This is a genomic window from Parvibaculum sp. (genome assembly GCF_019635935.1).
Lineage (GTDB): Bacteria > Pseudomonadota > Alphaproteobacteria > Parvibaculales > Parvibaculaceae > Parvibaculum.
In genome coordinates this window covers 3192104-3214986 of record NZ_JAHBYN010000001.1, presented here as the reverse complement: position 1 = coordinate 3214986, position 22883 = coordinate 3192104, and the positions used below count along the sequence as shown (strand labels likewise).

Below are 22883 nucleotides of genomic sequence, written 5' to 3'. Positions count from 1 at the left end.
GGGTTGGCCGCACTCAGGCGGCGGTTTTCGTCAAGCAGCCATCTGTCCGGGCAGCACGCCGCGCCGCTTGAGGCATATCTCGACAATTCGCATCTGCGCGGGCGCAAACATCTGGATAGGGATTTCGTGAGGGCGACCGAACAGGGTGTGGATGTCGTACATCGCGCCCACCGCATCTTCGGCGCGTCTGAACAACGCGGCGCCGGCCGCCAGGCCAAAGCCGGACGGAACATGCGTGATCGACCAGAGCACACCGGTCTCGCAGCTCGTCTCGGCCCTGACAGGCGTCACCGCAAGATCGCCAAGCATAAAGGCAAGAACGGATTTGGCCTCGCCGCCTTCAATGGCGATCGAGACCTGTCCGGTGATGACTTCGGCCGGGAGTTTCATTGACCGTTGTTCTCCATGGAACTGGCCTGCGCGCGCTTCCGCCGCGCATGGGAATGGAGGTACTTGTCGGGGCGCATGTCAGGCCCTTGGCTGCGTTTGCGCGCCGCTTCGCCCGAGAGCCACATCTTCCGAAGCGTGCGAAGTTTCCGGCGCCGCGACATGCCGGTGGTGCAGACGTAATCCTTGCGCTTGTTCTCCCGCGCGCCGACATGGCGCTTCTTCCTGCGGCCGTCACCGTCCTTGAACAACAGAAAATCTGCATGGCGAGACAGGCGAACCGACCCGGAGAAAGCTGGCGCGGACGCGAGACCGCCAAGAGTGAGCGCCGCTGCCATCGCCGCGCCCAGCATTCCGGATTTCTTCATCGCGCTACTCCCCGATCACGCCGCGATGCGGCACTTCAACAAATTCGCCGAGCTCGACCTGCCTCAGCCCAGGCTCTTCGAAGCGCACGCCGCGCGCGCGGAGCCATGTCTCCCATGCGCCGGCGCGGTTAAGAGCGCGCCAGCCCTTGTCGGCGTTCCTTCTCATCCGCCACAGGCCGTAGCGGTTCATCCATCGCCGCATTTGCGATCTTCCTTTCGAGGGCTTCGAGCTGGCCCTGCATTTCCTTCAGTTCCTGGGCGAGCGCATAGGGCCGAAGGCTGGTGCCGACGACCGGCTCGTAGACGAACGCAACAAACCGGTGGCCCCACCGCGACATCATCGCGACCATGTGGGCGTTCGACGGCAACGCGCCCGCGAGCCATTTCTCGGCCGTCCGCTCGCTGGCATCGAAAGCCCGCGCCGCAAGCTTGGCCGTGTCGCGCGGCCATTCCTGACGCATCCAGAAGCCGACACGGCTGCCGATCTCGGCGGTCACGTCAGTCATCGGCAATCTCCGGGGGTTCTTCCCGCTCGTTTTGCGCATCGCTCACTCCTAGGTTTGATGAGCGATACGGGAACGGAGAACGGACATGCGGAGCATCGGAGAGATCGCAAGGAAAGTCGTTGCGGAGGCGCGGGACCGGCAAGTCAGAAGCGCTTTCGGCAACGTGGTCGTTGTGGATTTCAGGCCCGGGCATGACGGACCTCCCGGCGTCGCGCCGCGCGCTTCGCTGCGGAAGAAGCTTTCGCCTCAAGGTCGCGCACCGTCTGTCTGATGACCCATTCGGGAACGCCCCAGTTGCGTTCCATATCCGCAGGCGTGTCGCCCTTCATCAGCGCCGATTCGACGAACAGCGGAAAAAACATCGGCGACATGCGCGCAGCCTCGATGTGGCGCCGGGCAGCGGCGTCTCGCACGGGCGGCATTTCGATGATTTCAGACATCGGCGTTGGCTTTCCTTCTCAGAAAAACCGGGACGTCTTCCTCGGCGGGTTGGGGCTTGCCTTGGCGGCGCGGTGCCGCTTTCCGATCGAACTCGATGTCTTGACGATGCCGGGTCTCGGTGCCGACATTGACGAGCCATTGGCCCTCGATGCCGCAATCGACGGCGCTGATCGCAGGCGGATCGAGCGCGGCAAGGAAGCCGGGCTCGTTCCGCATCTCCTTCAGGAGAGCGAGCACATGATTGAGGCGTTCGGTGGCCGTCGGCTTGGAGGGAAGCGCCGGCGCGGCAGTCGGTGTTGCGGGGCTGTTCTCAACATCGAGCCCCCGGCCCGCGTCGGTGGCGTCGAAGACGGCAGCGTTTTTGGAGCCGTTCGAAGAACCCTCGCCCGCGAGTGTTTCTGGAACGTCTACAATCTTTCGTGCAGGTCGCTCAGGTGCCGAGACTTTGTGCCGGTAATCGAACGCCTTTTCGTCCCCGGCCTTCCATGCTGCGACCCGGCGGCGCAGTTCGTCCCGGTCCCATTTTGCCTTTTGAGCCATTGTCATCGCGGCTACGCGACGATCCGGGTCCAGCGTGTTGAGCGCGGAATGGCAATCGAACGGCATGTTGAGAAAGCGCTTGTCGGCGGGCCACGCCTCGCCCGTGCGCATGTAGTTGTCGACCGCGCCTTGCGAAAGCTGCGTTATCTCAACCGCCTGCCAAAAACGCTCGCCAAGCGTTTCGCGCGCCAAGAGAAGTTCATCCACAAGCTCCCACGTCGCAACGCGCCGCTTGTCGGAAACGGACTTGAGGCGCCGGCAGGCCGCGTCGAAAGATTCCTCGTTGGTAAGGGGGCGGGTTTTGAGGCTCATTGTGCGGCCTCTTGGGGCGCGCGGAGCGCGGAGTTGGCGTTGTAAAGCGCTTCAACCGTCGTCGGGCACAGGCCCATAACAAGGTCCCAGTGCTTTTCCGGAATGCCGTTCTGGTTCCACTTTTTGACGGCCCACGAGGTCAGCTTTACCCCGCGCACCGAAGCTTCAGCCTCGATCCGGTCCGGGCCACCACATGCAGAGATGATTTCTGTGACAGTGTTCATGGACAGGGAATTTAGGGAATTAAAATCCCTTCCGCAAGAAGATTTTTCCCCGGCAAAAGGCCCGCCTGTCGCGCATTCTCCCCCGATGGAACATTGGTCAAAACGATTGGTGCTCGCGCTCCGAAAGCGCGACATGGATTATCCAGCGCTGGCGCAACGTTCCGGCGTCTCGCTGGAAAGCATCAAGAAATACGCTCAGGGCGGGGTCGACGCGCCGCGGGGCGGTATCCCCGAGAAGCTCGCGAAAGCCCTCCGGGTCCACCTTTCATGGCTGATGCTCGGCGAAGGGCCGATGGAAAAGGAGCATGTCGGCAACACACCCGACCTGCCCGAGTCGGCCCCGGATCGCACCACCGTCGATATCCCCGAATACGATGTCCGCGCCGGCATGGGTAACGGCTTTGTGGTCGATGCCGAGACGATCAAGGATCTGTGGACCTTCTCGCGCCGCTATCTGGTCGACGAGCTGCGCCTCGCAGCGCGCAATCTCGTGGTGATCGAGCTGATCGGTGACAGCATGGCACCCACCCTGCATTCCGGGGACCGCGCTCTTGTCGATATGAGCGACAAGCGCGTCGGCACGCCCGGCATCTTCGCCTTGTGGGATGGCGACGGAACCGTGGCGAAGCGGCTGGAGCGCATTCCGAATGCGAAGCCGGAAAAGATCAGGCTGATCTCGGACAATCCGCTTCATGGCACTTACGAGGTGATGGCCGAGGATACCAACATCATCGGGAGAATTGTCTGGTTCGCCAGACGGATGTGAGGGAGGGAAAGATGAGCGGCACTGCAATGCAATGGACGGGGACGGGACTGCTGGTTCTTTTTGCCCTGTGTGTCGCCGGTCCGGGCCACGCCGAGCGCCTGTCGCCGGCGAAGGAAATCACGTGGATCAGGGTGAACAAGGAGTTGGTGCAATCGACGCTGCGCGACCCCGCCAGCGCTCAATTCTCCAGCGTCCGGGTCTCCTACACGTCGGGGGCGCCGGTCGTCTGCGGCCTCGTAAACGCAAAGAACGCCTTCGGCGGCTATACCGGCAACCGGCGATTTGTCGGGGCCGGAAAAACGATCGGAACCTTCATCGAAGGTGAATCGGAAGACTTCGCCGCGCTCTGGAACATGCTGTGCTGACGGGAATGAGGTGAAAAAGCGGCGGGGCCGCCCCCGGCGGGGGCCGAAGTCAGGCGCTCTTCACCGCCGCGGCATCGCGTGGTTCGAGCCTGAGACTCACGCGCGCATGCTGGAGGTCATGATCGAGCCGCATGAAATACCCTGGAGTTTATCTATGTGACGATGCGAACGCCCGGAAGGCAATTCGGTCCGTCCGGACGGCGCTGACCTCTTAAGCCGGTCTTTCATATCGCCCTAGCCCGCCCCGCCTTGTGCGGGGCTTTTTGTTGGCCTGAGGGGACTGTAGCAAAAAATTCCCCGTTGAAGGGAATTTTCTTCTTGCCGCGCGCCGAACGGGGAATTATATTCCCTTCTGTCCCCGGCCGTACCCCCACGGCAGGCACCCACGAGGCCCCGGCGCCGACCCCGCCCACCCCGAGCGCCGGGGCCCAACAGACAGGAAACGGACATGAAAACCGGACGCAACATCGTCGACCTCGCCAAAGAGCTTCAACGCCAGGCCGAGTCGAAAAAGGATATCGTCGCCCCGACGAGCCTTCTCGCCATGACGCCGGATGCCAGCCTCAGCATTCGCATGAGCAGCGAAACGAGCCTCGGCGAGGTCGTCCCGGTCGGGCAGACCGCCCACCGGCAGATCGGCACGAAGCTCTCCATCCCCGCCGCATATTACGACCGCATGCTCCAGAACGCGCCGGAGCTGCTCGCCAGCAACGTCAACCACTGGTTCCACGACAAGCCGAAGCCGCACCTCGTCCGCATGCTCGACGGCCATGTGCGCGCCTTCCTGTCCGACCGCTACCAGCGGATCGACAATTACGAAGTCGCCGAAGCGGCGCTCAATCGCCTCGATGCCGCAGCGGGGATCGAACGGGGGCAAGCAGCATGAGCGCCACGCCCGAAATGCCTTTCGGCTCGCCACTCGGTTCCTCGACGCGCGGCCGTCTCGCGCTTGTCGCCGGCGAGCGCCGGGACATGCAGCCCTGCCCGGCCTGTGGCGGAAACGGGTTCACGGCCCACACGGTTCCGGAATGCTGCGGCAATCCCTATCCGGGCGGTGAGTGCAAGGGTCATTGCGCCGTGCCGTCCGAAAGGCAGGAGCAATGTTTCGCCTGTCTTGGCACCGGCGAGATTCCTTCGGCGGAGGCTTTCACGGCCGCCCACAATCGCGGTCTTGCGCGCCGGCCCTACCCCGGCGACACGCGGATCATGGCCGACTACCGCCGCCAGTTTCAAGCCGGGCGCGATCCGGTCGATGACGAAATTCTTTTCGAGCGTCAGGAAGAACGCGCGCGCCTCGGGCTTGTCTGGCGCGGCCGGCATCTTGTCGATGGAGGCGCGTGATGATCGGTCTCGATTACGGCCTCATCATTCAGCGCCGCGAGCGTCGCGCGTTGCGCCGGCGCGCGCTTCGCAAGGCACTTCACGCCGTCAACGGCGCGCGCCTCATATGGCGGCGGTTCCGCGCCGACATCGCAACGGTCCGGACGATGTTCATTCGCCCGGCGTCGGAGCCTTCCTTGCTTCGCCTGATGATCGAGGATTGCGGATACGACGCCCGCGAGGACCGGCGGGATATCTACAAAAAGCGCCGTCGCGCGCATCAGCGGAAGGAAGCGCGGGCATGACCTCGTTCGTCTCATTCGTGGTGCTTGCAGTCGGCTTTCTTTTTGCGATTTCAACCGGAGCGTTGAAGGCCGAGGGACGGAAGACGGAGGCGCGGGTCGGGTTCTTCTTCTCTGCGCTTCTTCTGATCATGGCTTGGGTGATTGCATGAACACGCTTCTTCTGGTCGACGGGTCGGCCTTCATTCATCGCGCCTATCACGCGCTGCCGAAGATGACGCGCAAGTCGGACGGTCAGCCGACAGGGGCGGTTTATGGCTTCTGCAACCTTCTGATGAAGTTTCTGGATGGCAGCAGGCCCGAGATTTCGCCAACGCACTGCGCCGTTGTCTTTGATCCGCCCGGCAGAAACTTCCGACACAAAATCGACCCGAACTACAAGGCCAACCGGGGTCCACGCCCATCTGACCTGACTTCGCAAATGGACCTGATGCGCGAAGCGACAGCAGCGCTCGGTGTGCATGGCGTCGAGGTTCAAGGCTTCGAGGCCGACGATCTGATCGCCACCTATGCGCGCCTAGCAGCCGACGCCGGCATGGATGTGATCATCGCGACGGGCGACAAGGACATGATGCAGCTCGTCAACGGGCACGTCGCGATCTTCGATCCATTCGCGTCGAAGTTCGTTCGGCGCGACGAGGTGATCCTGAAATTCGGTGTCCCGCCCGAAAAAGTCGTCGATGTGCAGGCGCTGGCGGGGGACTCGACCGACAATGTGCCGGGCGTGCCGGGCATCGGCATCAAGACGGCGGCGCGGCTGATCGAAGAATATGGCGATCTCGAAACCTTGCTGGCCAGCGCCGGAGAAATCAGGCAGCGCAAGTGTCGCGAGAGCCTGGTCGGCTTCGCAGAGCAGGCCCGCAAGGCGAAGCTGCTCGTATCGCTTGACGCGAATGTCCCGGCGGCTGTCGAGATAGACGCCATGACCGTCCCGCAGCCCGGTCGCGAAGACTTCGTGCGCTTCTGCACGCTGATGGAGTTTTCAGACCTGTTCCGCGACGAGGGGCCGTCTGACACGGCGATCGGGCGAGATGGCGATACGCCGACCGACCTGAACGAAGCGTTCACGTGGTGGCGCGATGCGCTGGCCGGCCTCAAGCCGCCGATCCATTCAGAACCGCATTGCGGGTTCTTTCAGCGGCGCATGGTGCGCGGCGGGGTTTGGGTTCCGGTCGCGATCTGGCTCGAACAGGACATCGACGCGGACACGGGCGAGCTGCTTTCCGACGAGCGGCTGGTCTGCGCGGTCGGCGGCAAGGAAGCGGACGCCGATGCCGAGTGGACGCATTGCGCCGGCAACCCGATCACCGAAGAGGAATACCGCTACCTGGTCGCGCGCGCGGAATGGGCGCGTGACTTCGCACCGAACGAACCGGCCGCACAGCCGTACAGGAAGATCGATCCCTTGGGCATCGAGCCCGTCTTTTGAGAGGAACGCCGCGATGGATATCGACGGACAGGATGCTTTCAACACAGTGCTGGACAGGCTCGAAGATCAAGCGGCGCAGCGCCTTCGCTTCGAAATGCGCGCGCAAGAGGCGGAGGTCAAGTGTCGCATTCTCGAAGACCAGAAGAAGAGCGTCGAGGCCGAAAATGTCGCCCTGCGTTCCGAGATCTCTTCGCTGCGCGCGCAACTCCCGAACTCTGACGCCGAAATTACATTCTGACCATCGCCCCACCGATTGTTGACGACGTGGAAACAGGAGAACCAACACCATGACAGACGCAGCCCTGGCCGAGCGTGAGCCCCGCATCGGCGACAACAATCCGCCCGACGAATTCGTCACGCTGAAAGACGAGGTCGACAAGTATCTCAAGACCGCCGATCTCTGGATCGCCGAGCGGCCGGAGTTTGTCGACAGCGAAATGGCCGCCAAAGCGCAGGACATGCTCAACCAGCTCGCAGCCTTAGCCCAAAAGGCAGACGGGATGGCGGAGGCAGAGAAGCGTCCGCTGATGGACAGGCTGGCTGAGGTTCGCAAGCGGTTCGCAAGCCTCACGGATCGCATCAACGACGCGAAGACGCTGCTGAACGCGCGCAAGAAGGCGTGGCTGGACAAGGAAAGCGCTCGCATTGCGAAGGAGAAAGCGGACGCAGAGGAGCGCGCCCGTGCAGCTCTGGAGGAGGCGCAGAAGAAGGCCCGCGAGGCGGAGGAGCTGGCCGCGAAGGCCGCCGCCGGCGATCTGAAATCTTCCGGCGTCAGCGTAACCGGCGCGATGGCGGAGGCCCGCGAGGCGGAGGAGCTGGCCGCGAAGGCCGCCGCCGGCTTCAAAGCGGCATCAAGCCAGAAGGCGTCGGTGCGCGGCGACCAGACGGGCGGCAAGGCCACCGGCCTCAAGACCTTCTACGTCGGCGAGATCGTCGACAACGGCAAGCTGCTCGCCTGGGTGAAGAAGAACCGTCCCGACGAGCTGATGGGCTTCCTGCAGAAATATGCCGACACCTACGCGCGGTCGCCGGAGCTCCGGAAGACCGGCCTGCCGGGCGTCGAGTTCAAAGCGGAGCAGCGGCTGTGACGACATACACCCGGAAATTCCACATCGCCGGCGTCAAGTTCCGCCTTGGCGCGGCCGAGCATCTGGAATCGATCGAGCACGGCGCGCCGATGGCCGTCGAGGCCGATCCGGAAAACGAGTTCGATCGGAACGCGGTCAAGGTGATGCACGGCGATCAGCATGTCGGCTTCATCCCGAAGGGGCCGAACGTCGAGGTCGGGGCGATGATCGCCGAGAACCGCATCGTCGCCGTCACGAAGCGGACGGGCCAGAGCGTCCAGATCGAATATCGCGCGGAGGTGCAGGCCGATGAATGAAGCCCGCGCCGAACCGACAGCGGAAGACCTGCCCGAGGGTCAATACGCGATTGTCGAGATCCTCGGGCACCGGACGCTGATCGGCCGGATCGACGAGATCGAGCGCTTCGGCACGAAGCTTCTGCAGATCGAGCCGATCTTTCGCGGAAGGCTTCTTGAGCCGGTCCTGCATCACGGCACCGCGATCTATGGCCTTGCGCCTTGCTCGCGGGAGGTGGCCTTCGAGAAGGCGCCGAAACAGGACTGGCAGTTGCCGGAGCCTGTCCGCGCGCGGCTCGAACCGGCACTCCTTGCCCCACCCACCCACGACGTCGAAGACGCCGAGTATGAAGAAGAGGAACTTCCGATATGAACACGCAGGTCAAGGACAAGCCCAAGACGGAGGACGTCGCCCGACCGGCAGAGAACAAGGGTTCGGTCGTAACGCTGGATCAGGGCGTCGACCAGGTCCGCGTTCAGTTCACCGAGCGGCAGGATCAGATCGAGGCGCTTTTGCCGCCCGACATCCCGTGGGACCGTTTCATCAACGCTGTCGCCCATGCGGTGGCGAAGAACCCCGATCTCTTGCGGGCCGACCGCCGGTCCTTGATCAATGCCGGCATAGAGGCCGCGCAGGACGGCCTGCTGCCCGATGGCCGCGAGGGTACGTTCAACATCTACAACAACAAGGTGAAGCGGAAGGACAAGGACGGCCGCGAAAAGGAAGAGTGGATAAAGTTCGTCAAGTGGATGCCGATGATCCGGGGCCTGACCAAGAAGGTTCTGGAGACCGGCAAGGTCAAGGAATTCTCGACGCGGGTCGTCTATGCAAACGACACGTTCGAGGTCTTCCTCGGTGACGACGAACGGATCGTTCACAAGATGAACGTGACGGGCGACCGCGGAGAAATCATTGCCGTCTACGCGATCCTGAAACAGACAAACGGCGGCATCGAGCGCGAGGTCATGACCCGCGCCGATCTCGATCGCGTCAAAGCCGTATCCAAGGCGACGAACGGCCCTTGGAAAGACTGGTATGACGAGATGGGCCGCAAGTCGGTCGGGCGGCGCCTGCTGAAACGAATCCCTCTCACGGCGGATGTCGACCGGATACTCGAGCGCGACGAAGCGCATTTCGTGCTCAATGCCCCCGCAGCGCGCCAGGTCGACGCGCCGCCGGCGCCTCGCCGGTCCGACTTCATCACAGGACCGATCGACCGCACAGCCGAAGAGGCTGTCACGGGCGGCGACGAGTCGGGCGTAGGTCTGGAAGAGATCGCAGTCGAGCTGCGCTTGACGCTCACGAACGCCAAAACCCTCGATGAAATGCGCGCTGCTTGGAAAGCCGCCGGCGAGGCGGGCGATCTCGATGCCATGCGCGCCGCCATGCCGGAAGAGCTCGCGGCGATCTCGGCCATTTACAACACGCGGTGTGCAGACTTTGAGACGACCGCCGCAGGGGCCGGAGAAAATGCCGCCGGCGAGAACCCCGCGCCAACCGCGACCGAAGCCGCTGACACGGAGCAGCAAAGCGACGCTGCCGACGAGCAGCAGCAAGCCGATCCGACTTTCATCGACCAGTCGATCGCTCACCTCCAGACGCTCAAATCCGTTTCCGGCATCACGCGCTGGTACGACAACACGTTCCTCGAAGAGGCAAACGCGCGCGACGAAGTGACGAAGGAACACATCGCGAAGGTGAACGCCGCGAAGAACGCGCGCCTCAAGGAGGTCATGAACCCACCGAAATAGAACCCGGCTTATGCCGGTAGGGCGGCGGCGGAAACGCCGGAGGCTATCCGAGTACCGCAGGCAAACGGAGAGATCGACGATGAAACCCACCGCAGAAGAAATCGAAGCCAAGGTCCGCACAGCGATTGCCGACGTGTTGGAAAGTCCGATCGACGGTCCGGCAGAGGCTGACCTAGAGGCGGACAGTCTCGACAAGATCGAGATCGCGATGAACCTCGAAAGCGCGTTCGGCTTCGAGGAATACTCGATCGACGACGAGAAGTCTGAAGGTCGCAAGTCGGTCGCGGACTGGTGCGAGGTTGTTTCCGATCTTCTGGATGCGCGGCGGGTCCGGGCATGACGATAGATCGCAATCACCCGCTTGTCGGTCGCGTCGTTGTCTACACGGAAGACGGTCGCCGCTGCATCTATGCGGGCGAGATTGATGGCCAAAAGTTCGTGCGCTTTCTTATCTCGGACAAGGAAACCGGAGACGAGTGGCCTTCGGATCGCCTGACCCCGGTGGCGCGCGTGCTCACCAGCGAGCCGGTCGAGACTTATGGCCCAAAGATTGAGGAGCAATTGGCCACGCTGAACGAACTGCGTTCGGAAGTCCAAAACGCAAAGTCAGAGCTATCGGAGATTGGCCGGAACAAGGCGGCAGCCGAGAAGGAAGCGACCCGCTACCCAGACATATCGCTGATGGTTGACTTCATCGAAGGGAGAATCACACACATAGTCAAAGCGAGTTATGACGCTCCGGAAATCGCCACCACCGCAGAAGCTCTGCCCTATCTCGATAACTACGGCAGAAACAACGGACTAAAGCTTTTAGCTATCCACGGCCACGAGGACGACGGCGGTCGGCGGCGCGTCAACTTTCATCTCAATCAGTATTACGACGGCAGCGGCATCGATACTTTGGTGTATCCCGCACACTCTGAGGACGAAGCGCGGCAGATCGTCCGGCGTCTTTTCGACGAGCGCATCGCAACGTGGCGTCTGGATCAACGGTCCCACTACATCGAATCCTTCATCAAGGCGCATCCGTGGCTCGACGTGCCGGAAGACTGGGCCGCTTGGGATGCCAAGAATAAGGAAGAGAGCCGGAAAGCCCAAATATCCAAGCTCCGCGAAGAGTTGGCGGCACTCGAAGGCGATCTCGCATGACCCTCCCCCGCCCACCCGCAGGATGGAAGCGCCCGGCCATGCCGAAGCGCGTCAAGGCGGCCGTCTTCGTCCGTCAGGGTGGGCTTTGCGCCGACACAGGCGTCAAGCTCGGCGTCGGGGACGACAAGTTCGAATACGACCATCGTCCGGCTTTGTGGGAGCGCGAGTTCGATCCAGACGCACGGCGCGGATTGGGCGACACGATCCCGCCAGCGAACGATCCCGACCACATTCAGGCGGTCGTCTGCCGGTCGCACAAGGCGCGATCCGCGAAGGACACGGCGCGCCGTTCGAAAGAGAACCGCATCACCGGCGCGACGCGCGGCCGGGACAAATCGGATCGGTTCGCTCCGCCCGCACGCGGCGTCGACGTTCTGCGTCCCGAGAAACCAAAAGAGAAGACCGGCCGGAGATACGACTGGCCCAAGCGCGCGCTCCAGTCGCGCAACAACCTGGCGCGGCGCACCCGCCCCGAACCCACAAAGGAGATCTGACGTGACCAAGCAGGACACCGCGCTCTACGCGGATATCGACAAGATCGACGTGCCGGCAGGCCTTCGCAAGCTCGACCGGAACCATGTCGAAACCATCGCCGCCTCGATCAAGGCCAAGAAGCGCCTCTATGTGCCGATCCTGCTCAAGGCGGCCAAGGGCGGACGCTTTGTCCTCGTGGACGGCCAGCACCGCCTCGCCGCTATGACGCAGAACGGCGAAACCCGGATCAAGTACGAGCTGGCCGAAGACGAAGACGCCGGCGACGTCGCCAATATGGTCCGCAAGCAATACAGCTTCGCCGAGCGGATCAAGGTCGTGACGCAGCGCAAGGCGGATGCGGACAGCGTGCTTGCCTCTGCCCTGGGCGTCACGGAGCGGAAGGTAAAGCAGCTCCGCCAGCTCTCGGCATTGCCGCAGGAGGTTGTCGATGCGGTCGACGCCGGGGTCATGAGCGAGCGCGTAGCGCAACGCGCGACGATGCTTCCGCCGAAGATGCTCGGTGAGCTGGCCAAGGCACTGCGGGGAGGCAAAATCCCCTATTGGGCCGAAAGCGTCGAAGAGATCAGCGAGACGATCGAGGATGTCCGCATTCCGACGCGCGCCGCTCTCTTCGACATCGAGGCGTCGGGTCTCAAATACGAGCGCGATCTGTTCGATGCCGATGGCGGCTACTTCCACGACGCCAAGGCCTTCATGCAGCATCAGGTCCGGGCGACCGAGGAGATCGCGCGCAGCCTGAGCGCCAATGTCGCAATCGCAAGCGGCGGAAAGAGCCCGAGCGACTGGTACAGCCACACCTCGTTTCACTATCGGGCCGGGCATGCGGCGGTCCGCGCCGCGCTCAAACCCGACGTCGCTGCCCGCGTCAAGGCGCTCGACACCGCGATATCCGGTTTCGAGAAGAAGGTCGCCGGGGGAAAGTCCGGCCTCAACCTCGATGTTCACGAGCAGCTCGATGCGTCTCGCGACCAGCTTTCGCGGCTCCTCGGGCGCCCGGACAGCTACGACCCCGAGAAGATGAAGAATGTCCGGGTGATCGCCAAGATCGATCGCCACGGCGAGGCCGAGTTCAAGATCATCCCGGCAACGGTTGCGGCAAAGGCGGGGAAGCCCGGAACCGCCGGCTCGGCCGGGAAGGCCGCGGCCGGTCCGAAGAAGCCGCTCGACCCGCACACCCGCAAGGCCTGTGCGATCGCCCGCGACCATCGCGACCTGCTCATTCAGGAAGCGATGCTGGCGAACGAGACCTTTGCCTTGAAGGTCATTCTTACGAGCCTCAAGACCGGCGGCGACTTCGGGGTGCGGATCGACGGCCGCGCCGTAACGCCCCTGACCGAAGATCACGGCAAGCGTCTCGGCCCGATCGCCGAACAGAAGTCGCGCGGTGACGATTCCTTCGATGGCGTATGGAAGCAACTCGGTGCGCTCAAGCGCGAGGAGCTCATTGCCGGCATCGTCAAGGCGATCACGCCGTTCGGCGCTCACGGCAGCGACTATCCGAAGATGCAGAACGAGGACAGGGAGAGGCTTCATGTGCTCCGGGAGGCCGTGGTGCTGACCGAGAGCCCGCCGCTGCCCTACGACTACTTCGCCGCCCACCAGAACGCGCAACTGCTCGCGATCCTCGCCAAGGTGAAAGGCAAGAAAGAGGCGGCGCTCTACGAGGGCAAGCCGAAGAAGACCGTCGCGGCGGCGGTGCAGGCCGCATGCCTCGAAGCCGGCTGGCTGCCCGACATCGTCGAATACGACCCGGTGGCAAAGCCGCGGAAGGCCAAGGCCCCCGCCAAGGCTCCGGAGAAGCGGAAAGCGGCATGAGCCTGACATCAAAAAAAGGCGACGCCATGCTGGCCGAGGCGCTTGGCGGCCGGGGCTTCGGTCCCGGCGGCTCGGGCGGCAAGCCGCTGCCGGCGCCCCCGCCGCCGAAGACGTTGCGTGAGGGAGATATTGAGCTCGGCCGGGCCAGCAACGGCGATCCGGTCGGCCTCCATCTCGGCAAGCTGATCGAGGGGCGCTTGCTCATCCAGGGCAACAGCGGCGCGGGAAAGTCCATGCTGCTGCGCCGCATCTTCGAGCAGGCTTTCGGGAAGGTGCAGTTGCTCCTGATTGATCCTGAGGGCGAGTTCTCGACGCTTGCTGAGGAATTCGACGTGGCGGTCTTCAGCGCATTTGACGTCGAGAGAATTGGCGGCCGGAAGTTCACTCTGCACATGCGCGAGCATCGCTACAGCGCAGTTCTGGACCTTTCCGATGCGGCGACGGAGGATCGCCTGCAGCTTGTCGCGGACATCACCGAAGGCCTCATCGATGCTCCGGAGCGCTTTTGGTTCCCGATGCTGGTGCTGATCGACGAGGCGCAAACGCTGGCACCCCACTATGACACCGGCGATGTAACCGCCGACATTCGCAAGCGAGCCATATCTGCCCTTGCAAACATGATGGTACGCGGCCGAAAGCGCGGAGTGGCGGGCGTCATAGCCAGCGCCCGCATCGCCGAGACATCTAAGGCTGTCGTGTCAAAAGCGACGAACGTGATAGTCGGCCGCACGATTTTCGACCGCGACCTGGAGCGCGCCGGCGCTGCACTGGGGTTGACGGCTGGATCCTCGAAGCCGCTTCGCACGCTTTCGGACGGCGAGTTCATGTGTCTCGGCCCGGCACTCGGCGGACCGAAGCGCATCCGCTTCAAGGCCGGGCCCGTGCTTTCCAGACACAAAGGGGACGCGCCCGAGATCATCGCGCCGCCGACGATCTCGGCGGCGGAGTCTGCTGCCCTTCTGCGAGAGATACCGACGATCGAACGCGACACGGAACGCGCCGCTTCATCCGTGCGAGCCAAGAAGGGCCCAGCGCCGCGCCAATGGCAAAAGGAAGAAGACGAGATCATTCGCGACGGCTACGAGGCCAAGCTGCCGGTTCTCCGTATATGCCAGCAGCTCGTCGACGCTGGCTATCGCAGCGTTTCCGTCAGCGGCCTTTCAACGCGCGCCCATGCGCTTGGCCTGGTGAGCGCCCGCGCGGCCGTCGCCTATTGCGACGAGGAGGACGAGATCATCCGCGATGCCTATGCCCGCGAGATCAAGCTCATCGACATTGTCGGACTTCTTGCCGAGAAGGGCTACACGCGCGGCCGCGTCGCAATCCAGATGCGCGCTATTCAGCTCGGCATCACCCGCGACCGGGTGAACTACTGGACCGAGCCCGAGAAGAAGATCGCGATCGAGGGCTTGGAGGACGGTACCCCATATCGCGAGATCATCCAGAACCTCAAGGCCGCCGGCTACGAGCGCGGCATCACGGCAATCATGAAATTCGCACAACGCAACGGCTACTCGCGGAAGGTCGAGGGCTGGACGGCGGAAGACATCGAACAGCTTCGCCAGCTTTACGAGAAGAAGACCCCGGTGAAGGAGATCGCTGAGGCTCTCGGCAAACCGATCAGCGGGGTTCGAGCCAAGGCGAGCAATCTCGGGCTCAAGCAGCGGACAGCATGGACCGAGAAGGAATACAAAATCCTTCAGGGGGCACATGAGCGCGGGGAAACGCTAGCCCATGCCGCGCAGTTGATCGGCCGCCCCTACCCGAATGTCGCCCGGGTCGCGAAGGACATCGGTCTTTCGTTCAGCAAGCGCGGAGCGAGCAAGTGAGCCGCGTGAACAAGAACCCGCATGCCGGCAAGACCGGCCCGACACGCGAGTTCATCAAGCTCGTGAACGACATGGCGCGGCAACGCAGGCACTCGGACATCATCAGAGACTTCGCCGAATGCGCGTATCTCGCCATCGCGCAGCGCGTACCGTTCACCGCTCCCGAAAGGGCGGCGCAGATGGAAGAACGGTTCGTCGAGATTGTGAAGCGTGGCGGGGGAGAACCGTATCGAGACCAGCTGTCCCGGCTGCTTGCAATGACGGTAGACGGGCTCGAGGAGGGCGGCGACTTCTTTGGAGCGATGGTTGCCGATCTCGGCGCCCTGAATGAGGGGTTCGGTCAATACTTCACTCCCTTCGAGGTCTCCCGCTTGATGGCGGAGATCAACCTCCCGGATGACGAGATGCGTCGGCTGGTTGAGGCGAATGGCTTCGTCACCGGATGCGAACCGGCAGCCGGATCGGGCGGCATGATCATCGCTTTCAGCGAAGTGATGAAGTCGCGCGGCTTCTCTCCCGCGACTCATCTTTGGTTCACCGCGGTCGACATCGATCCCTTCTGCTTTCACCTCTGCTACGTGCAGCTCGCCCTGCTCGACATCTGCGCCGACGTCTATCTGGGCGACTCCATCGCAAATCGCTTTCAGGAGGTCGCGTCTACGCCGGCGAAGCTGCGCTTCCTCGCCACGCACGGCAGCAAGGTCTCCGACTATGTGCGGCAAAGCAGGATCGAACCCACCGCTCCGGTCGCAACGGCTCCCGCGCGCGTGCCCGCGCCTCAACTCGACCTTTTCGGGGGAGCGCCATGACGGCGAAGAAGCCCGCGCGCAAGACGCTCCCGGACCCGCCGCTCGGCGCCGCCGACTTCGACCGCGACCTGGCGCGCCTAATCAAGGAGGCCGAGAAGCGGTTCTCCGGCGACGACTGGAACTGGTGGACCGAGGTCGCTCTTCATCTGGAGAGGGCGCGAACCCCTCTTCGGGCGGCGATGACGAAAGCGGAACGGAAGCGTTTGTGATGGCCAAGAAACCCGCATCCACCGAACCCCTCGACTGCCCGAACTGCGGCGAGCCCTCCGTTGTGAAGCGGACGCGGTATGGCCGCCGCGACGACTGCGAGCGCTGCGGACTGCACTCGTGGGACGGCAAGCCGATGGTCGGCCAAGAGGTCCATGAGGCGCGCAAGCACTGCCACGAGATATTCGACCGCCTCTGGAAATCGGCCGAGACGATGTACGGCATCGAGGAGCGGCCCGGCACGAAGGAATACGAGATCGCGGTAGCGCGCATCCGGCGCAGCGCGCGCAATCGCGCCTATCGCTTCATCGCCTTGATCACCCGAATGCCGGAGCCTGAATGTCATATGTCGGATCAGGCAGACATCGAAAAGCTGCGGACGATCTATCGCGCGGCGAAAGACGCCACGCCGGAAGGCATCCGCGACTGGTGGAAAGCCGAAGGCGAAGCCTGGTGGCAGGAAATGAACCCGAGGAAAACGAAGGCCAAGGAGGCCGATGCAGCATGAACGAGAAAGCAATAGAACAACCTCTCACTGCGACACAGCTCGCCGACGCGCTCGGGTATTTCTGGAACGCTGCTATTGGCGCGGCCCAAGGCAGCGACAATTCTTCGGCTTTCGCAACCGTGGGCGCGATGGCCGAGGGTTTTGCCGCTGTTCAACAGCGCCTGACCGAACACGCCGCCGTTCAACCTGAGATTGCACCTGACACCGCCCCCCGTTCTCGCTGCCGGGAAGAAATTCGAAAGTCGGGTAAACCGTATCCGAGATCTTGTCCGGCCTGCCAATTCGGGCCTTGCAAGAACGGGCACGATTACGGCGCTACGTCCAAAGTCTCTACCGAACGCCTCCGCGAGATGATAGGTGCCGGCGTGCCCTGCGTCTCTGCGAACGGCGTGGAGGCGGTGCATATGGCCCGCGAACTTCTTCTTGCGCGCGAGACCAACAACACTAGCGGATACGCGGTTAAGACCGCAGGCGGCGAAATCGACGTTCGCACTGTGTCGCCGACGATACGAGCGGCCAAGGTGAACGGAATTGTGCTGATCGGCTTCGCGGTCCTTCGTGACCACAACAACGAGTATGTCGACACTCTATGGGAGCGCGTCGCGTATGAAAGCGGCGCCACTATCGTAGCCGTCGAAGTCAGGGAGATAGCCTGTGTCGAAGGTTGACCACAACACCGAAAATCCCCGCACCATCGAAGACCGCGCCGGCGAAGCAATCCGCCGCTTCCGTCACGGCGAGATCAGGCCCTTGTGGGACGACATGCCGGACGACGGCATCCAGAAGCAGAAATGGCGCGACGCCGGCGCCTCGCTCATTGAATTCATGGGCCGTGTCGGTCTTGAGGTTAAGGTGAAGGAGAACGAAGACCGATGAAAATCGACCTTGGAAAAGTCTCGATCGACCTGAGTGATTATGCGAGCCAGGGCAACGCGATTCTCGGAATCCGGGACAGCGGCAAAACCTACACCGCGACGATGATCGCGGAACGGCTGATGGACGCGGGCGTTCCGATTATTGCGATCGACCCTGTCGGCATCTGGCGCAACCTGCGCGTTCCGGCTCCGGGTGTGAAGGGCGCCAAGGGATACCCGGTCGTCGTCGCGGGTGGCATGCATGGCGACCTGCCGCTGACGCCTCAATCGGCGCCCGAGATCGTGCGGGCCGCCATGCGCGCCGGCGTCTCCATCGTGCTCGACCTGTATTCCATGACCCTCAGCAAGGCCGACTGGAAGCGCATCGTCACCGACGTTCTCCGCGTGCTGCTTTACGAGAACAAGGACTTCGGTTTGCGGCATGTCTTTCTGGAAGAGGCGGCGGAGTTTTGCCCGCAACTTCTGCCGAAGGGCGATCCTGCGGCGTCGCACGTATATGCCGAAGTCGAAAAGCTGGCGCGGATGGGCGGCAACGCGCTGCTCGGCTACACGCTCATCAACCAGCGCGCCGAACAGGTGAACAAAGCCGTGCTGGAACTTTGCGACGGCATGTTGCTACACCGGCAGAAGGGCAAGAATTCCCTCAACTCGCTCGAAAAGTGGCTCGACCTTGGCACCGGTGCGGGCGGCAAGGAAATCCGCGCGTCTCTCCCGATGCTCACCGCCGGCGAGTGCTGGTACTGGCCGCCGATGTCGGACATTGCTCACCGCGTACAGATGCCGTCGAAGCGCACATTTCATCCAGACCGGCGCGCGATGCGAGACGGCACGGTCAAGGCGACGACGGCGGCGGTCGATGTCTCTGCCTTTGTGAAGCTGATGAAAGAGGTTCTGCCGAAGATTACGGCCGAGGCCGAGGCCAACGATCCGAAGGTGCTCAAGGCAGAGATTGCGAAGCTCAAGAAGGAACTGGCCGCGAAGCCGGCCACTGTTGCGGCCGCGCCGGACCCGAAAGCGATAGCGGAGGCGGAAGCCAACGGTTTCTCGCACGGCAAAGCGGTCGGCAAGGCGAACGGGTATGTCGAAGGGTGGGACGCTGCCATCAGCGCCATGCGCGTGACACTGGCGGACCTGCCGAGGCCGGACGTCCCGGCGCCCCCGGAAGCGCCGACATCGCGCCCTTCCCGTGTCGCGGCTGCGCCGGCACCCGTCCGCGAGAAGCCCAAGCCTGCGCCGGTTATTAATGACCAACCGAAGGCGACCGCCGAGGGCCTGACGCCCTCGCTCCAGCGCGTCCTCGACGCCCTTGCATGGTGGCGGCATATCGGCATCGAGCCTGTTCGGCGCGAGCGCGCCGCCGTCGTGGCCGGGTACAGCCCCAAGGCCTCGACCTTCGGCGTCTATATTGCGGACCTCGCGAAGCGCGGCCTGGTCGCGACGGCGCCCGGCACTGTGCAACTGACGGATGAAGGCCTCGCCGCAGCGAATACGCCGTCGGCGACTTCACAGGAAGATTTGCGCCTCATGGCGCGTGAGCTTCTGGAACCGCAACCGGCCCGCGTCTTCGATACGATCTACGACGCCTATCCGGCAAGCGTCCGTCGAGACGATGTAGCGGAATCGGTCGGGCTTTCACCGAAGGCATCGACGTGCGGCGTCTACATCGCGAAGGTCGCGGCCTACGGCATCATCGAAGCGGACGGAAGAGGCACGGTTCGCGCAGCGGATTGGCTGTTTCCATGAACCTTTCGCGTCGGGCAATCGTCTGGAGGGAAACCGGCACATCGAGGGGCCGTACCGCCGCACGCGCAGGCGCTCTGCCCGGCATGGCGCTTCACGATTTCCTGCCAGTAGCTTTCCCCGAGAACCGCGAAGGCCAGCTCTGCCTCAAGCTCTACGAGGAAGCCTATCTCGACGCATATCTGACGACCGCGACCGGGATTTCGCGCGAGCAATACTGGAAACAGAAGGAAGCGAGCTGATGGCCGAGAACAGCAAGATCGAGTGGACCGACCACACTTTTAATCCGTGGCTCGGCTGCACGAAAGTCTCGCCGGGCTGCGACGGCTGCTACGCCGAAGCGATGATGGATCATCGGTATGGTCGGGTGAAGTGGGGCGCCGGCCAGCCGCGCGTCAGGACAAGCGTTGCGAACTGGCGCAAGCCTCTCGCATGGAACAAGGCAGCGGCCAGCGGCGGAAAGCCCGTCTATGTGTTTTGCGCCTCGCTCTCCGACGTCTTCGACAATGAGGTCGATCCGCAATGGCGCACCGATCTGATGGAATTGATCGAGGCCACGCCGAACCTCACATGGCTTCTGCTGACGAAGCGCATCGGCAACGTGCTGAAGATGATCGACAGGCTCCCGGCCAACGCGGCCATCGGCGCGACGATGGTCGACCAAGCCGAATACGACCGCGACAGCGGGAAGCTTCAGGAAGTATCGGAGCGGCTTGGCCCGGCCTTCACCTTCGGCAGCTTCGAGCCCCTGCTCGGCCCGATCACGATGCACGGGGACGTTCCGGACTGGATCATCGTCGGCGGCGAGACGGATCAGGGCAAACACAAGGCGCGCATTGCCGAGACGGACTGGTTCCGGTCCATGCGCGACCAGAGCGCCATGCTCGAAGTAGCGTTCTTCATGAAACAAATGCCGCGCAAGGCGCCGATCCCCGCGGACCTCTTGATCCGGCAATTCCCGAAAGCGAGGGCAGCATGACCGACACACTTGCAAAAACCGCAGCCGCAGCGGTGATGGCGAATCTCCGCGACCGTGGCGAGTTCTGCCAGATCCTCGCGCTGGAGAAATCGAACCATCCGGCGTGGATCGCGGCGGACCTGCAGGCCGTGATGGAAGAGCGGTTGGCGCAGATCATCGGCGGCGTGTTCGCTTCCTCGCCAGCGCCCGACCACGAACAGATCGCCGGCATCAAGGCGCTGGCTGAGGCGGCATTGAAGGTCGCCCCCGGCAAATGGGAGAGTGAAGGCACTGTCAACGAAGACGGATATGGCGGGTTCATTTCCTACTCCGTCAGTCTTCCAGATGGCCGCGCCGTTTGCGACACACTCAATTCAGGGCTGATCGAAATCGAGCAGCAAATCGACGAGGATGGTCAACACGACTTCGACCGCGCCGGCCTCGCTTGTACGGAGTTTATAGCCGCCGCGAACCCCGCTGCCGTTCTCGGGCTCATTGCTCGGATCGAAGCCGAGAAGCGGCGGGCGGATGAGGCGAAGGCGCTGGCCGGTCTCCTGATGGAACATCTCCTTCGCGACCTCGACTTTGCAGCAATGGAGCGCTTCATACTCGGCGCAGAAGAGGAGTGGCGGCGAAAGTGGCTAACAGAAGCTATCGACGTGCTGTCGGGCATGAACGATGACGAGATTAACGAAGAGCTTCTCCCTCAGCTACGCGCCCTCGTTACCAAGGAGGCGGGCAGCGACAGCAAAGACGCGCCACTTTGCAGCGATTGTCCGCCCGTTGGCTACCCAACCGACGAAACGCGCTGCGGCGAATGCCCGCGCCGCTCCACCCCCTAGGACCGCCATGAAAGCCGGAAACCCGTCTTATCCACAGGAAATGCCTGCCCCGGAGCAGCCCTTGCGCTTGCATGTGGCGGCCGAGATCGCGTTTCCTGATGGCGGGGTATCAGCCTCCAGCCTCCGGCGCGAAGCCGCGCGCGGGAATCTCGAAATCGAGCGCATCGCCGGCAAGGACTTCACCACGCTCGCCGCCATAGAACGCATGAGGGAAAAATGCCGCGTCCAGCAAAAGGCATCCGGCTCTGGCTCCGGCGCGAAAGGCGGGACGGAAGGGGCCGCGTCAGGCCGGCGGTCTGGATCATCCGCGACGGAGACAAGCAGATCGTCACAGGCTGCGGTCGCGATGATCGCGAAGGGGCTCAAAAAGCGCTCTCCGAATACCTCGCCGAAATCTACCGGCCCGACGCTGGACAACGTGATCCCTCTAAGCTCCAGGTGAACGATGTTCTGGCCGTCTATGGCCGGGAGGTCGCACCATCGGTGGCGGCCCCGGAGCGCATCGGCTTCGCGCTCGACCCCCTTGCGGAGTTCTGGGCGGGGAAGTCGATCGATGAAGTGCGCGGCGGATCGTGCCGCGCCTATCTGACCTGGCGCACCTCTCAGAAATGGAAATCGGCAAAGACCGCCGAGCGGTTCGTCGGCGCCGGCACGGCACGGCGCGAGCTCGAGTGCCTGCAGGCCGCGATCAATTACTATGCTGCCGAATACCGGATGCAGAATGTGCCGGTCGTCACACTCCCCGAAAAGCCGGAAGGCCGCGAGCGCTGGCTGACGCGCGCCGAAGCCGCCGCCATGCTGCGCGCCGCCTACAGGAACCCCGACCACCACCACATCGTCCGTTTCCTGCTGATCGGGCTCTACACCGGAACCCGTCATTCCGCGATCCTGAAACTGAAATGGATGCCGTCGATCGACGGCGGTTGGGTCGATCTCGATGCTGGCTTGCTCTATCGGCGGGGAACGGGCGAGCGACGGACAAAGAAGCGCCAGCCGACCAGCCGCATACCGCCGCGCCTCCTGTTCTGGTTGAGGCGGTGGAAGGCCGCCGACGAGGCGGCAAACGCACTCCGGGCCGAAGAGGACAAGGACAAGATCGAGAAGCGGCCGCCATGCCTCCATATCGTCTCATGGGCGGGAAAATCGATCGCCAAGGAACGGCGAGCATGGAACGCCGTCAGGCAGGCGGCCGGGCTCGGATCGGAGGTCACGCCGCATGTCACGCGCCACACCGCGGCGACCTGGCTCATGCAGCGCGGCGCGGACATATGGGACGCCGCGGGCTATCTCGGCATGGACGCGACGACGCTGGAGCGCACCTACGGGCATCACCACCCGGACTATCAGAAGGACGTGGCGGCGCGCTTTTCGAGCGGGCGGTGAATGTCGCCACAGATTGCCACAGATTGGGCGTGAACGAACGACGAATATCTGTGGCGAACGTCGCCGGAAAGCCGCAGAAATCCGCGGGCTTTGCGATCGACACTGTGTTCACATCGCAGGGGTCACTGGTTCGAGTCCAGTACCGTCCACCATCCTACGCGCTGGCGCGCTTCGGATGGCGGGCCATCCCCGCGCCGA

At 63.3% G+C, this 22883-nt stretch carries 34 protein-coding genes; 27 read left to right on the top strand and 7 right to left on the bottom strand.

Annotation, left to right across the window (positions count from 1 at the left end):
* Window positions 1–30: 30 nt before the first annotated feature.
* The 6 genes from KF719_RS15835 to KF719_RS15810 all read right to left on the bottom strand — a co-directional run bounded on the left by KF719_RS15835 (window position 31) and on the right by KF719_RS15810 (window position 2778).
* The gene (locus tag KF719_RS15835) at window positions 31–390 is read right to left on the bottom strand and encodes a hypothetical protein (RefSeq protein WP_293509993.1); all 360 of its coding nucleotides are present in this window, start codon (window positions 388–390) and stop codon (window positions 31–33) included.
* Complete coding sequence (locus tag KF719_RS15830; RefSeq protein ID WP_293509992.1) at window positions 387–740, bottom strand: hypothetical protein; 354 nt, start codon at window positions 738–740, stop codon at window positions 387–389. Before KF719_RS15830 ends, KF719_RS15835 begins: the two co-directional genes overlap by 4 nt.
* 143 nt (window positions 741–883) lie before the next feature.
* Window positions 884–1261 carry a hypothetical protein gene (locus tag KF719_RS15825; protein ID WP_293509990.1) on the bottom strand — a complete coding sequence of 126 codons (378 nt, stop codon included), beginning with the start codon at window positions 1259–1261 and terminating at the stop codon, window positions 884–886.
* 179 nt (window positions 1262–1440) lie between these two features.
* Entirely contained in the window at window positions 1441–1701 is a 261-nt protein-coding gene (locus KF719_RS15820; protein WP_293509988.1) for a hypothetical protein, read from the bottom strand.
* A complete protein-coding gene (locus KF719_RS15815) occupies window positions 1694–2434 on the bottom strand; it encodes a hypothetical protein (protein ID WP_293509986.1) in 741 nt (246 codons plus the stop codon). Before KF719_RS15815 ends, KF719_RS15820 begins: the two co-directional genes overlap by 8 nt.
* Before the next feature lie 116 nt (window positions 2435–2550).
* Window positions 2551–2778 (bottom strand): hypothetical protein, encoded by a 228-nt coding sequence (locus tag KF719_RS15810; protein WP_293509984.1) that lies wholly within the window; start codon window positions 2776–2778, stop codon window positions 2551–2553.
* Between the two features lie 133 nt (window positions 2779–2911).
* Here KF719_RS15810 and KF719_RS15805 point away from each other — a divergent pair, with 133 nt between their 5' ends.
* From KF719_RS15805 to KF719_RS15680, 26 genes are all read left to right on the top strand, one after another.
* The gene (locus tag KF719_RS15805; RefSeq protein WP_293509982.1) at window positions 2912–3544 is read left to right on the top strand and encodes a S24 family peptidase; all 633 of its coding nucleotides are present in this window, start codon (window positions 2912–2914) and stop codon (window positions 3542–3544) included.
* A gap of 11 nt (window positions 3545–3555) precedes the next feature.
* Window positions 3556–3909 carry a hypothetical protein gene (locus KF719_RS15800; RefSeq protein ID WP_293509980.1) on the top strand — a complete coding sequence of 118 codons (354 nt, stop codon included), beginning with the start codon at window positions 3556–3558 and terminating at the stop codon, window positions 3907–3909.
* Window positions 3910–4357: 448 nt separating this feature from the next.
* Window positions 4358–4795: a hypothetical protein gene (locus KF719_RS15795; RefSeq protein WP_293509978.1), complete on the top strand. Its 438-nt coding sequence runs from the start codon at window positions 4358–4360 to the stop codon at window positions 4793–4795.
* Window positions 4792–5250 carry a hypothetical protein gene (locus KF719_RS15790; protein ID WP_293509976.1) on the top strand — a complete coding sequence of 153 codons (459 nt, stop codon included), beginning with the start codon at window positions 4792–4794 and terminating at the stop codon, window positions 5248–5250. The genes KF719_RS15795 and KF719_RS15790 overlap by 4 nt, the downstream gene beginning before the upstream one ends.
* Window positions 5250–5534 (top strand): hypothetical protein, encoded by a 285-nt coding sequence (locus KF719_RS15785; protein WP_293509974.1) that lies wholly within the window; start codon window positions 5250–5252, stop codon window positions 5532–5534. The genes KF719_RS15790 and KF719_RS15785 overlap by 1 nt, the downstream gene beginning before the upstream one ends.
* The gene (locus tag KF719_RS15780) at window positions 5531–5683 is read left to right on the top strand and encodes a hypothetical protein (protein ID WP_293509973.1); all 153 of its coding nucleotides are present in this window, start codon (window positions 5531–5533) and stop codon (window positions 5681–5683) included. The genes KF719_RS15785 and KF719_RS15780 overlap by 4 nt, the downstream gene beginning before the upstream one ends.
* Entirely contained in the window at window positions 5680–6960 is a 1281-nt protein-coding gene (locus tag KF719_RS15775) for a 5'-3' exonuclease H3TH domain-containing protein (protein ID WP_293509971.1), read from the top strand. The genes KF719_RS15780 and KF719_RS15775 overlap by 4 nt, the downstream gene beginning before the upstream one ends.
* Window positions 6961–6973: 13 nt before the next feature.
* On the top strand, window positions 6974–7198 hold the full coding sequence (locus tag KF719_RS15770; RefSeq protein WP_293509969.1) for a hypothetical protein: 225 nt from the start codon (window positions 6974–6976) through the stop codon (window positions 7196–7198).
* 49 nt (window positions 7199–7247) lie between these two features.
* Complete coding sequence (locus tag KF719_RS15765) at window positions 7248–8048, top strand: hypothetical protein (protein ID WP_293509967.1); 801 nt, start codon at window positions 7248–7250, stop codon at window positions 8046–8048.
* On the top strand, window positions 8045–8344 hold the full coding sequence (locus KF719_RS15760) for an HIRAN domain-containing protein (RefSeq protein WP_293509965.1): 300 nt from the start codon (window positions 8045–8047) through the stop codon (window positions 8342–8344). Before KF719_RS15765 ends, KF719_RS15760 begins: the two co-directional genes overlap by 4 nt.
* Entirely contained in the window at window positions 8337–8696 is a 360-nt protein-coding gene (locus KF719_RS15755) for a hypothetical protein (protein ID WP_293509963.1), read from the top strand. The genes KF719_RS15760 and KF719_RS15755 overlap by 8 nt, the downstream gene beginning before the upstream one ends.
* Window positions 8693–10075 (top strand): recombinase RecT, encoded by a 1383-nt coding sequence (locus KF719_RS15750; RefSeq protein WP_293509961.1) that lies wholly within the window; start codon window positions 8693–8695, stop codon window positions 10073–10075. The genes KF719_RS15755 and KF719_RS15750 overlap by 4 nt, the downstream gene beginning before the upstream one ends.
* Window positions 10076–10154: 79 nt before the next feature.
* A complete protein-coding gene (locus KF719_RS15745) occupies window positions 10155–10415 on the top strand; it encodes an acyl carrier protein (RefSeq protein ID WP_293509959.1) in 261 nt (86 codons plus the stop codon).
* A complete protein-coding gene (locus KF719_RS15740; protein WP_293509957.1) occupies window positions 10412–11224 on the top strand; it encodes a hypothetical protein in 813 nt (270 codons plus the stop codon). The genes KF719_RS15745 and KF719_RS15740 overlap by 4 nt, the downstream gene beginning before the upstream one ends.
* The gene (locus tag KF719_RS15735; protein WP_293509955.1) at window positions 11221–11718 is read left to right on the top strand and encodes a hypothetical protein; all 498 of its coding nucleotides are present in this window, start codon (window positions 11221–11223) and stop codon (window positions 11716–11718) included. Before KF719_RS15740 ends, KF719_RS15735 begins: the two co-directional genes overlap by 4 nt.
* Before the next feature lies 1 nt (window position 11719).
* Complete coding sequence (locus KF719_RS15730) at window positions 11720–13534, top strand: ParB/RepB/Spo0J family partition protein (RefSeq protein WP_293509954.1); 1815 nt, start codon at window positions 11720–11722, stop codon at window positions 13532–13534.
* Between the two features lie 26 nt (window positions 13535–13560).
* On the top strand, window positions 13561–15363 hold the full coding sequence (locus KF719_RS15725; RefSeq protein WP_293509952.1) for a DUF87 domain-containing protein: 1803 nt from the start codon (window positions 13561–13563) through the stop codon (window positions 15361–15363).
* A complete protein-coding gene (locus KF719_RS15720; protein WP_293509950.1) occupies window positions 15360–16172 on the top strand; it encodes an N-6 DNA methylase in 813 nt (270 codons plus the stop codon). The genes KF719_RS15725 and KF719_RS15720 overlap by 4 nt, the downstream gene beginning before the upstream one ends.
* Window positions 16169–16381, top strand: a complete 213-nt coding sequence (locus KF719_RS15715) for a hypothetical protein (RefSeq protein WP_293509948.1) — start codon at window positions 16169–16171, stop codon at window positions 16379–16381. The genes KF719_RS15720 and KF719_RS15715 overlap by 4 nt, the downstream gene beginning before the upstream one ends.
* Window positions 16381–16887 (top strand): hypothetical protein, encoded by a 507-nt coding sequence (locus KF719_RS15710; RefSeq protein WP_293509946.1) that lies wholly within the window; start codon window positions 16381–16383, stop codon window positions 16885–16887. The genes KF719_RS15715 and KF719_RS15710 overlap by 1 nt, the downstream gene beginning before the upstream one ends.
* Complete coding sequence (locus KF719_RS15705; protein WP_293509944.1) at window positions 16884–17555, top strand: hypothetical protein; 672 nt, start codon at window positions 16884–16886, stop codon at window positions 17553–17555. The genes KF719_RS15710 and KF719_RS15705 overlap by 4 nt, the downstream gene beginning before the upstream one ends.
* Window positions 17542–17763: a hypothetical protein gene (locus KF719_RS15700; protein WP_293509942.1), complete on the top strand. Its 222-nt coding sequence runs from the start codon at window positions 17542–17544 to the stop codon at window positions 17761–17763. Before KF719_RS15705 ends, KF719_RS15700 begins: the two co-directional genes overlap by 14 nt.
* Window positions 17760–19505: a hypothetical protein gene (locus KF719_RS15695; protein WP_293509940.1), complete on the top strand. Its 1746-nt coding sequence runs from the start codon at window positions 17760–17762 to the stop codon at window positions 19503–19505. The genes KF719_RS15700 and KF719_RS15695 overlap by 4 nt, the downstream gene beginning before the upstream one ends.
* Window positions 19502–19744, top strand: a complete 243-nt coding sequence (locus KF719_RS15690) for a hypothetical protein (protein ID WP_293509938.1) — start codon at window positions 19502–19504, stop codon at window positions 19742–19744. Before KF719_RS15695 ends, KF719_RS15690 begins: the two co-directional genes overlap by 4 nt.
* On the top strand, window positions 19744–20481 hold the full coding sequence (locus KF719_RS15685) for a DUF5131 family protein (protein WP_293509936.1): 738 nt from the start codon (window positions 19744–19746) through the stop codon (window positions 20479–20481). Before KF719_RS15690 ends, KF719_RS15685 begins: the two co-directional genes overlap by 1 nt.
* Window positions 20478–21302: a hypothetical protein gene (locus KF719_RS15680; protein WP_293509934.1), complete on the top strand. Its 825-nt coding sequence runs from the start codon at window positions 20478–20480 to the stop codon at window positions 21300–21302. Before KF719_RS15685 ends, KF719_RS15680 begins: the two co-directional genes overlap by 4 nt.
* A 109-nt stretch (window positions 21303–21411) precedes the next feature.
* On the opposite strand, the gene KF719_RS15675 is transcribed toward KF719_RS15680, so the two are convergent.
* The gene (locus KF719_RS15675) at window positions 21412–21534 is read right to left on the bottom strand and encodes a hypothetical protein (protein WP_293509932.1); all 123 of its coding nucleotides are present in this window, start codon (window positions 21532–21534) and stop codon (window positions 21412–21414) included.
* Between KF719_RS15675 and KF719_RS15670 the strand changes: the two genes are divergently transcribed.
* Window positions 21519–22685 (top strand): site-specific integrase, encoded by a 1167-nt coding sequence (locus KF719_RS15670; RefSeq protein ID WP_293509930.1) that lies wholly within the window; start codon window positions 21519–21521, stop codon window positions 22683–22685. The genes KF719_RS15675 and KF719_RS15670 overlap by 16 nt on opposite strands.
* The last annotated feature ends 198 nt before the right edge of the window (window positions 22686–22883 follow it).

Coding starts and splice junctions, on each gene's coding strand:
- KF719_RS15750 (WP_293509961.1), top strand. CDS start 8,693: ATGAACACGCAGGTCAAGGACAAGCCCAAGACGGAGGACGTCGCCCGA.
- KF719_RS15835 (WP_293509993.1), bottom strand. CDS start 390: ATGAAACTCCCGGCCGAAGTCATCACCGGACAGGTCTCGATCGCCATT.
- KF719_RS15680 (WP_293509934.1), top strand. CDS start 20,478: ATGACCGACACACTTGCAAAAACCGCAGCCGCAGCGGTGATGGCGAAT.
- KF719_RS15755 (WP_293509963.1), top strand. CDS start 8,337: ATGAATGAAGCCCGCGCCGAACCGACAGCGGAAGACCTGCCCGAGGGT.
- KF719_RS15780 (WP_293509973.1), top strand. CDS start 5,531: ATGACCTCGTTCGTCTCATTCGTGGTGCTTGCAGTCGGCTTTCTTTTT.
- KF719_RS15830 (WP_293509992.1), bottom strand. CDS start 740: ATGCTGGGCGCGGCGATGGCAGCGGCGCTCACTCTTGGCGGTCTCGCG.
- KF719_RS15810 (WP_293509984.1), bottom strand. CDS start 2,778: ATGAACACTGTCACAGAAATCATCTCTGCATGTGGTGGCCCGGACCGG.
- KF719_RS15740 (WP_293509957.1), top strand. CDS start 10,412: ATGACGATAGATCGCAATCACCCGCTTGTCGGTCGCGTCGTTGTCTAC.
- KF719_RS15800 (WP_293509980.1), top strand. CDS start 3,556: ATGAGCGGCACTGCAATGCAATGGACGGGGACGGGACTGCTGGTTCTT.
- KF719_RS15805 (WP_293509982.1), top strand. CDS start 2,912: ATGGATTATCCAGCGCTGGCGCAACGTTCCGGCGTCTCGCTGGAAAGC.
- KF719_RS15775 (WP_293509971.1), top strand. CDS start 5,680: ATGAACACGCTTCTTCTGGTCGACGGGTCGGCCTTCATTCATCGCGCC.
- KF719_RS15735 (WP_293509955.1), top strand. CDS start 11,221: ATGACCCTCCCCCGCCCACCCGCAGGATGGAAGCGCCCGGCCATGCCG.
- KF719_RS15685 (WP_293509936.1), top strand. CDS start 19,744: ATGGCCGAGAACAGCAAGATCGAGTGGACCGACCACACTTTTAATCCG.
- KF719_RS15670 (WP_293509930.1), top strand. CDS start 21,519: ATGCCGCGTCCAGCAAAAGGCATCCGGCTCTGGCTCCGGCGCGAAAGG.
- KF719_RS15710 (WP_293509946.1), top strand. CDS start 16,381: ATGGCCAAGAAACCCGCATCCACCGAACCCCTCGACTGCCCGAACTGC.
- KF719_RS15725 (WP_293509952.1), top strand. CDS start 13,561: ATGCTGGCCGAGGCGCTTGGCGGCCGGGGCTTCGGTCCCGGCGGCTCG.
- KF719_RS15825 (WP_293509990.1), bottom strand. CDS start 1,261: ATGACTGACGTGACCGCCGAGATCGGCAGCCGTGTCGGCTTCTGGATG.
- KF719_RS15705 (WP_293509944.1), top strand. CDS start 16,884: ATGAACGAGAAAGCAATAGAACAACCTCTCACTGCGACACAGCTCGCC.
- KF719_RS15715 (WP_293509948.1), top strand. CDS start 16,169: ATGACGGCGAAGAAGCCCGCGCGCAAGACGCTCCCGGACCCGCCGCTC.
- KF719_RS15820 (WP_293509988.1), bottom strand. CDS start 1,701: ATGTCTGAAATCATCGAAATGCCGCCCGTGCGAGACGCCGCTGCCCGG.
- KF719_RS15795 (WP_293509978.1), top strand. CDS start 4,358: ATGAAAACCGGACGCAACATCGTCGACCTCGCCAAAGAGCTTCAACGC.
- KF719_RS15790 (WP_293509976.1), top strand. CDS start 4,792: ATGAGCGCCACGCCCGAAATGCCTTTCGGCTCGCCACTCGGTTCCTCG.
- KF719_RS15785 (WP_293509974.1), top strand. CDS start 5,250: ATGATCGGTCTCGATTACGGCCTCATCATTCAGCGCCGCGAGCGTCGC.
- KF719_RS15770 (WP_293509969.1), top strand. CDS start 6,974: ATGGATATCGACGGACAGGATGCTTTCAACACAGTGCTGGACAGGCTC.
- KF719_RS15745 (WP_293509959.1), top strand. CDS start 10,155: ATGAAACCCACCGCAGAAGAAATCGAAGCCAAGGTCCGCACAGCGATT.
- KF719_RS15695 (WP_293509940.1), top strand. CDS start 17,760: ATGAAAATCGACCTTGGAAAAGTCTCGATCGACCTGAGTGATTATGCG.
- KF719_RS15765 (WP_293509967.1), top strand. CDS start 7,248: ATGACAGACGCAGCCCTGGCCGAGCGTGAGCCCCGCATCGGCGACAAC.
- KF719_RS15690 (WP_293509938.1), top strand. CDS start 19,502: ATGAACCTTTCGCGTCGGGCAATCGTCTGGAGGGAAACCGGCACATCG.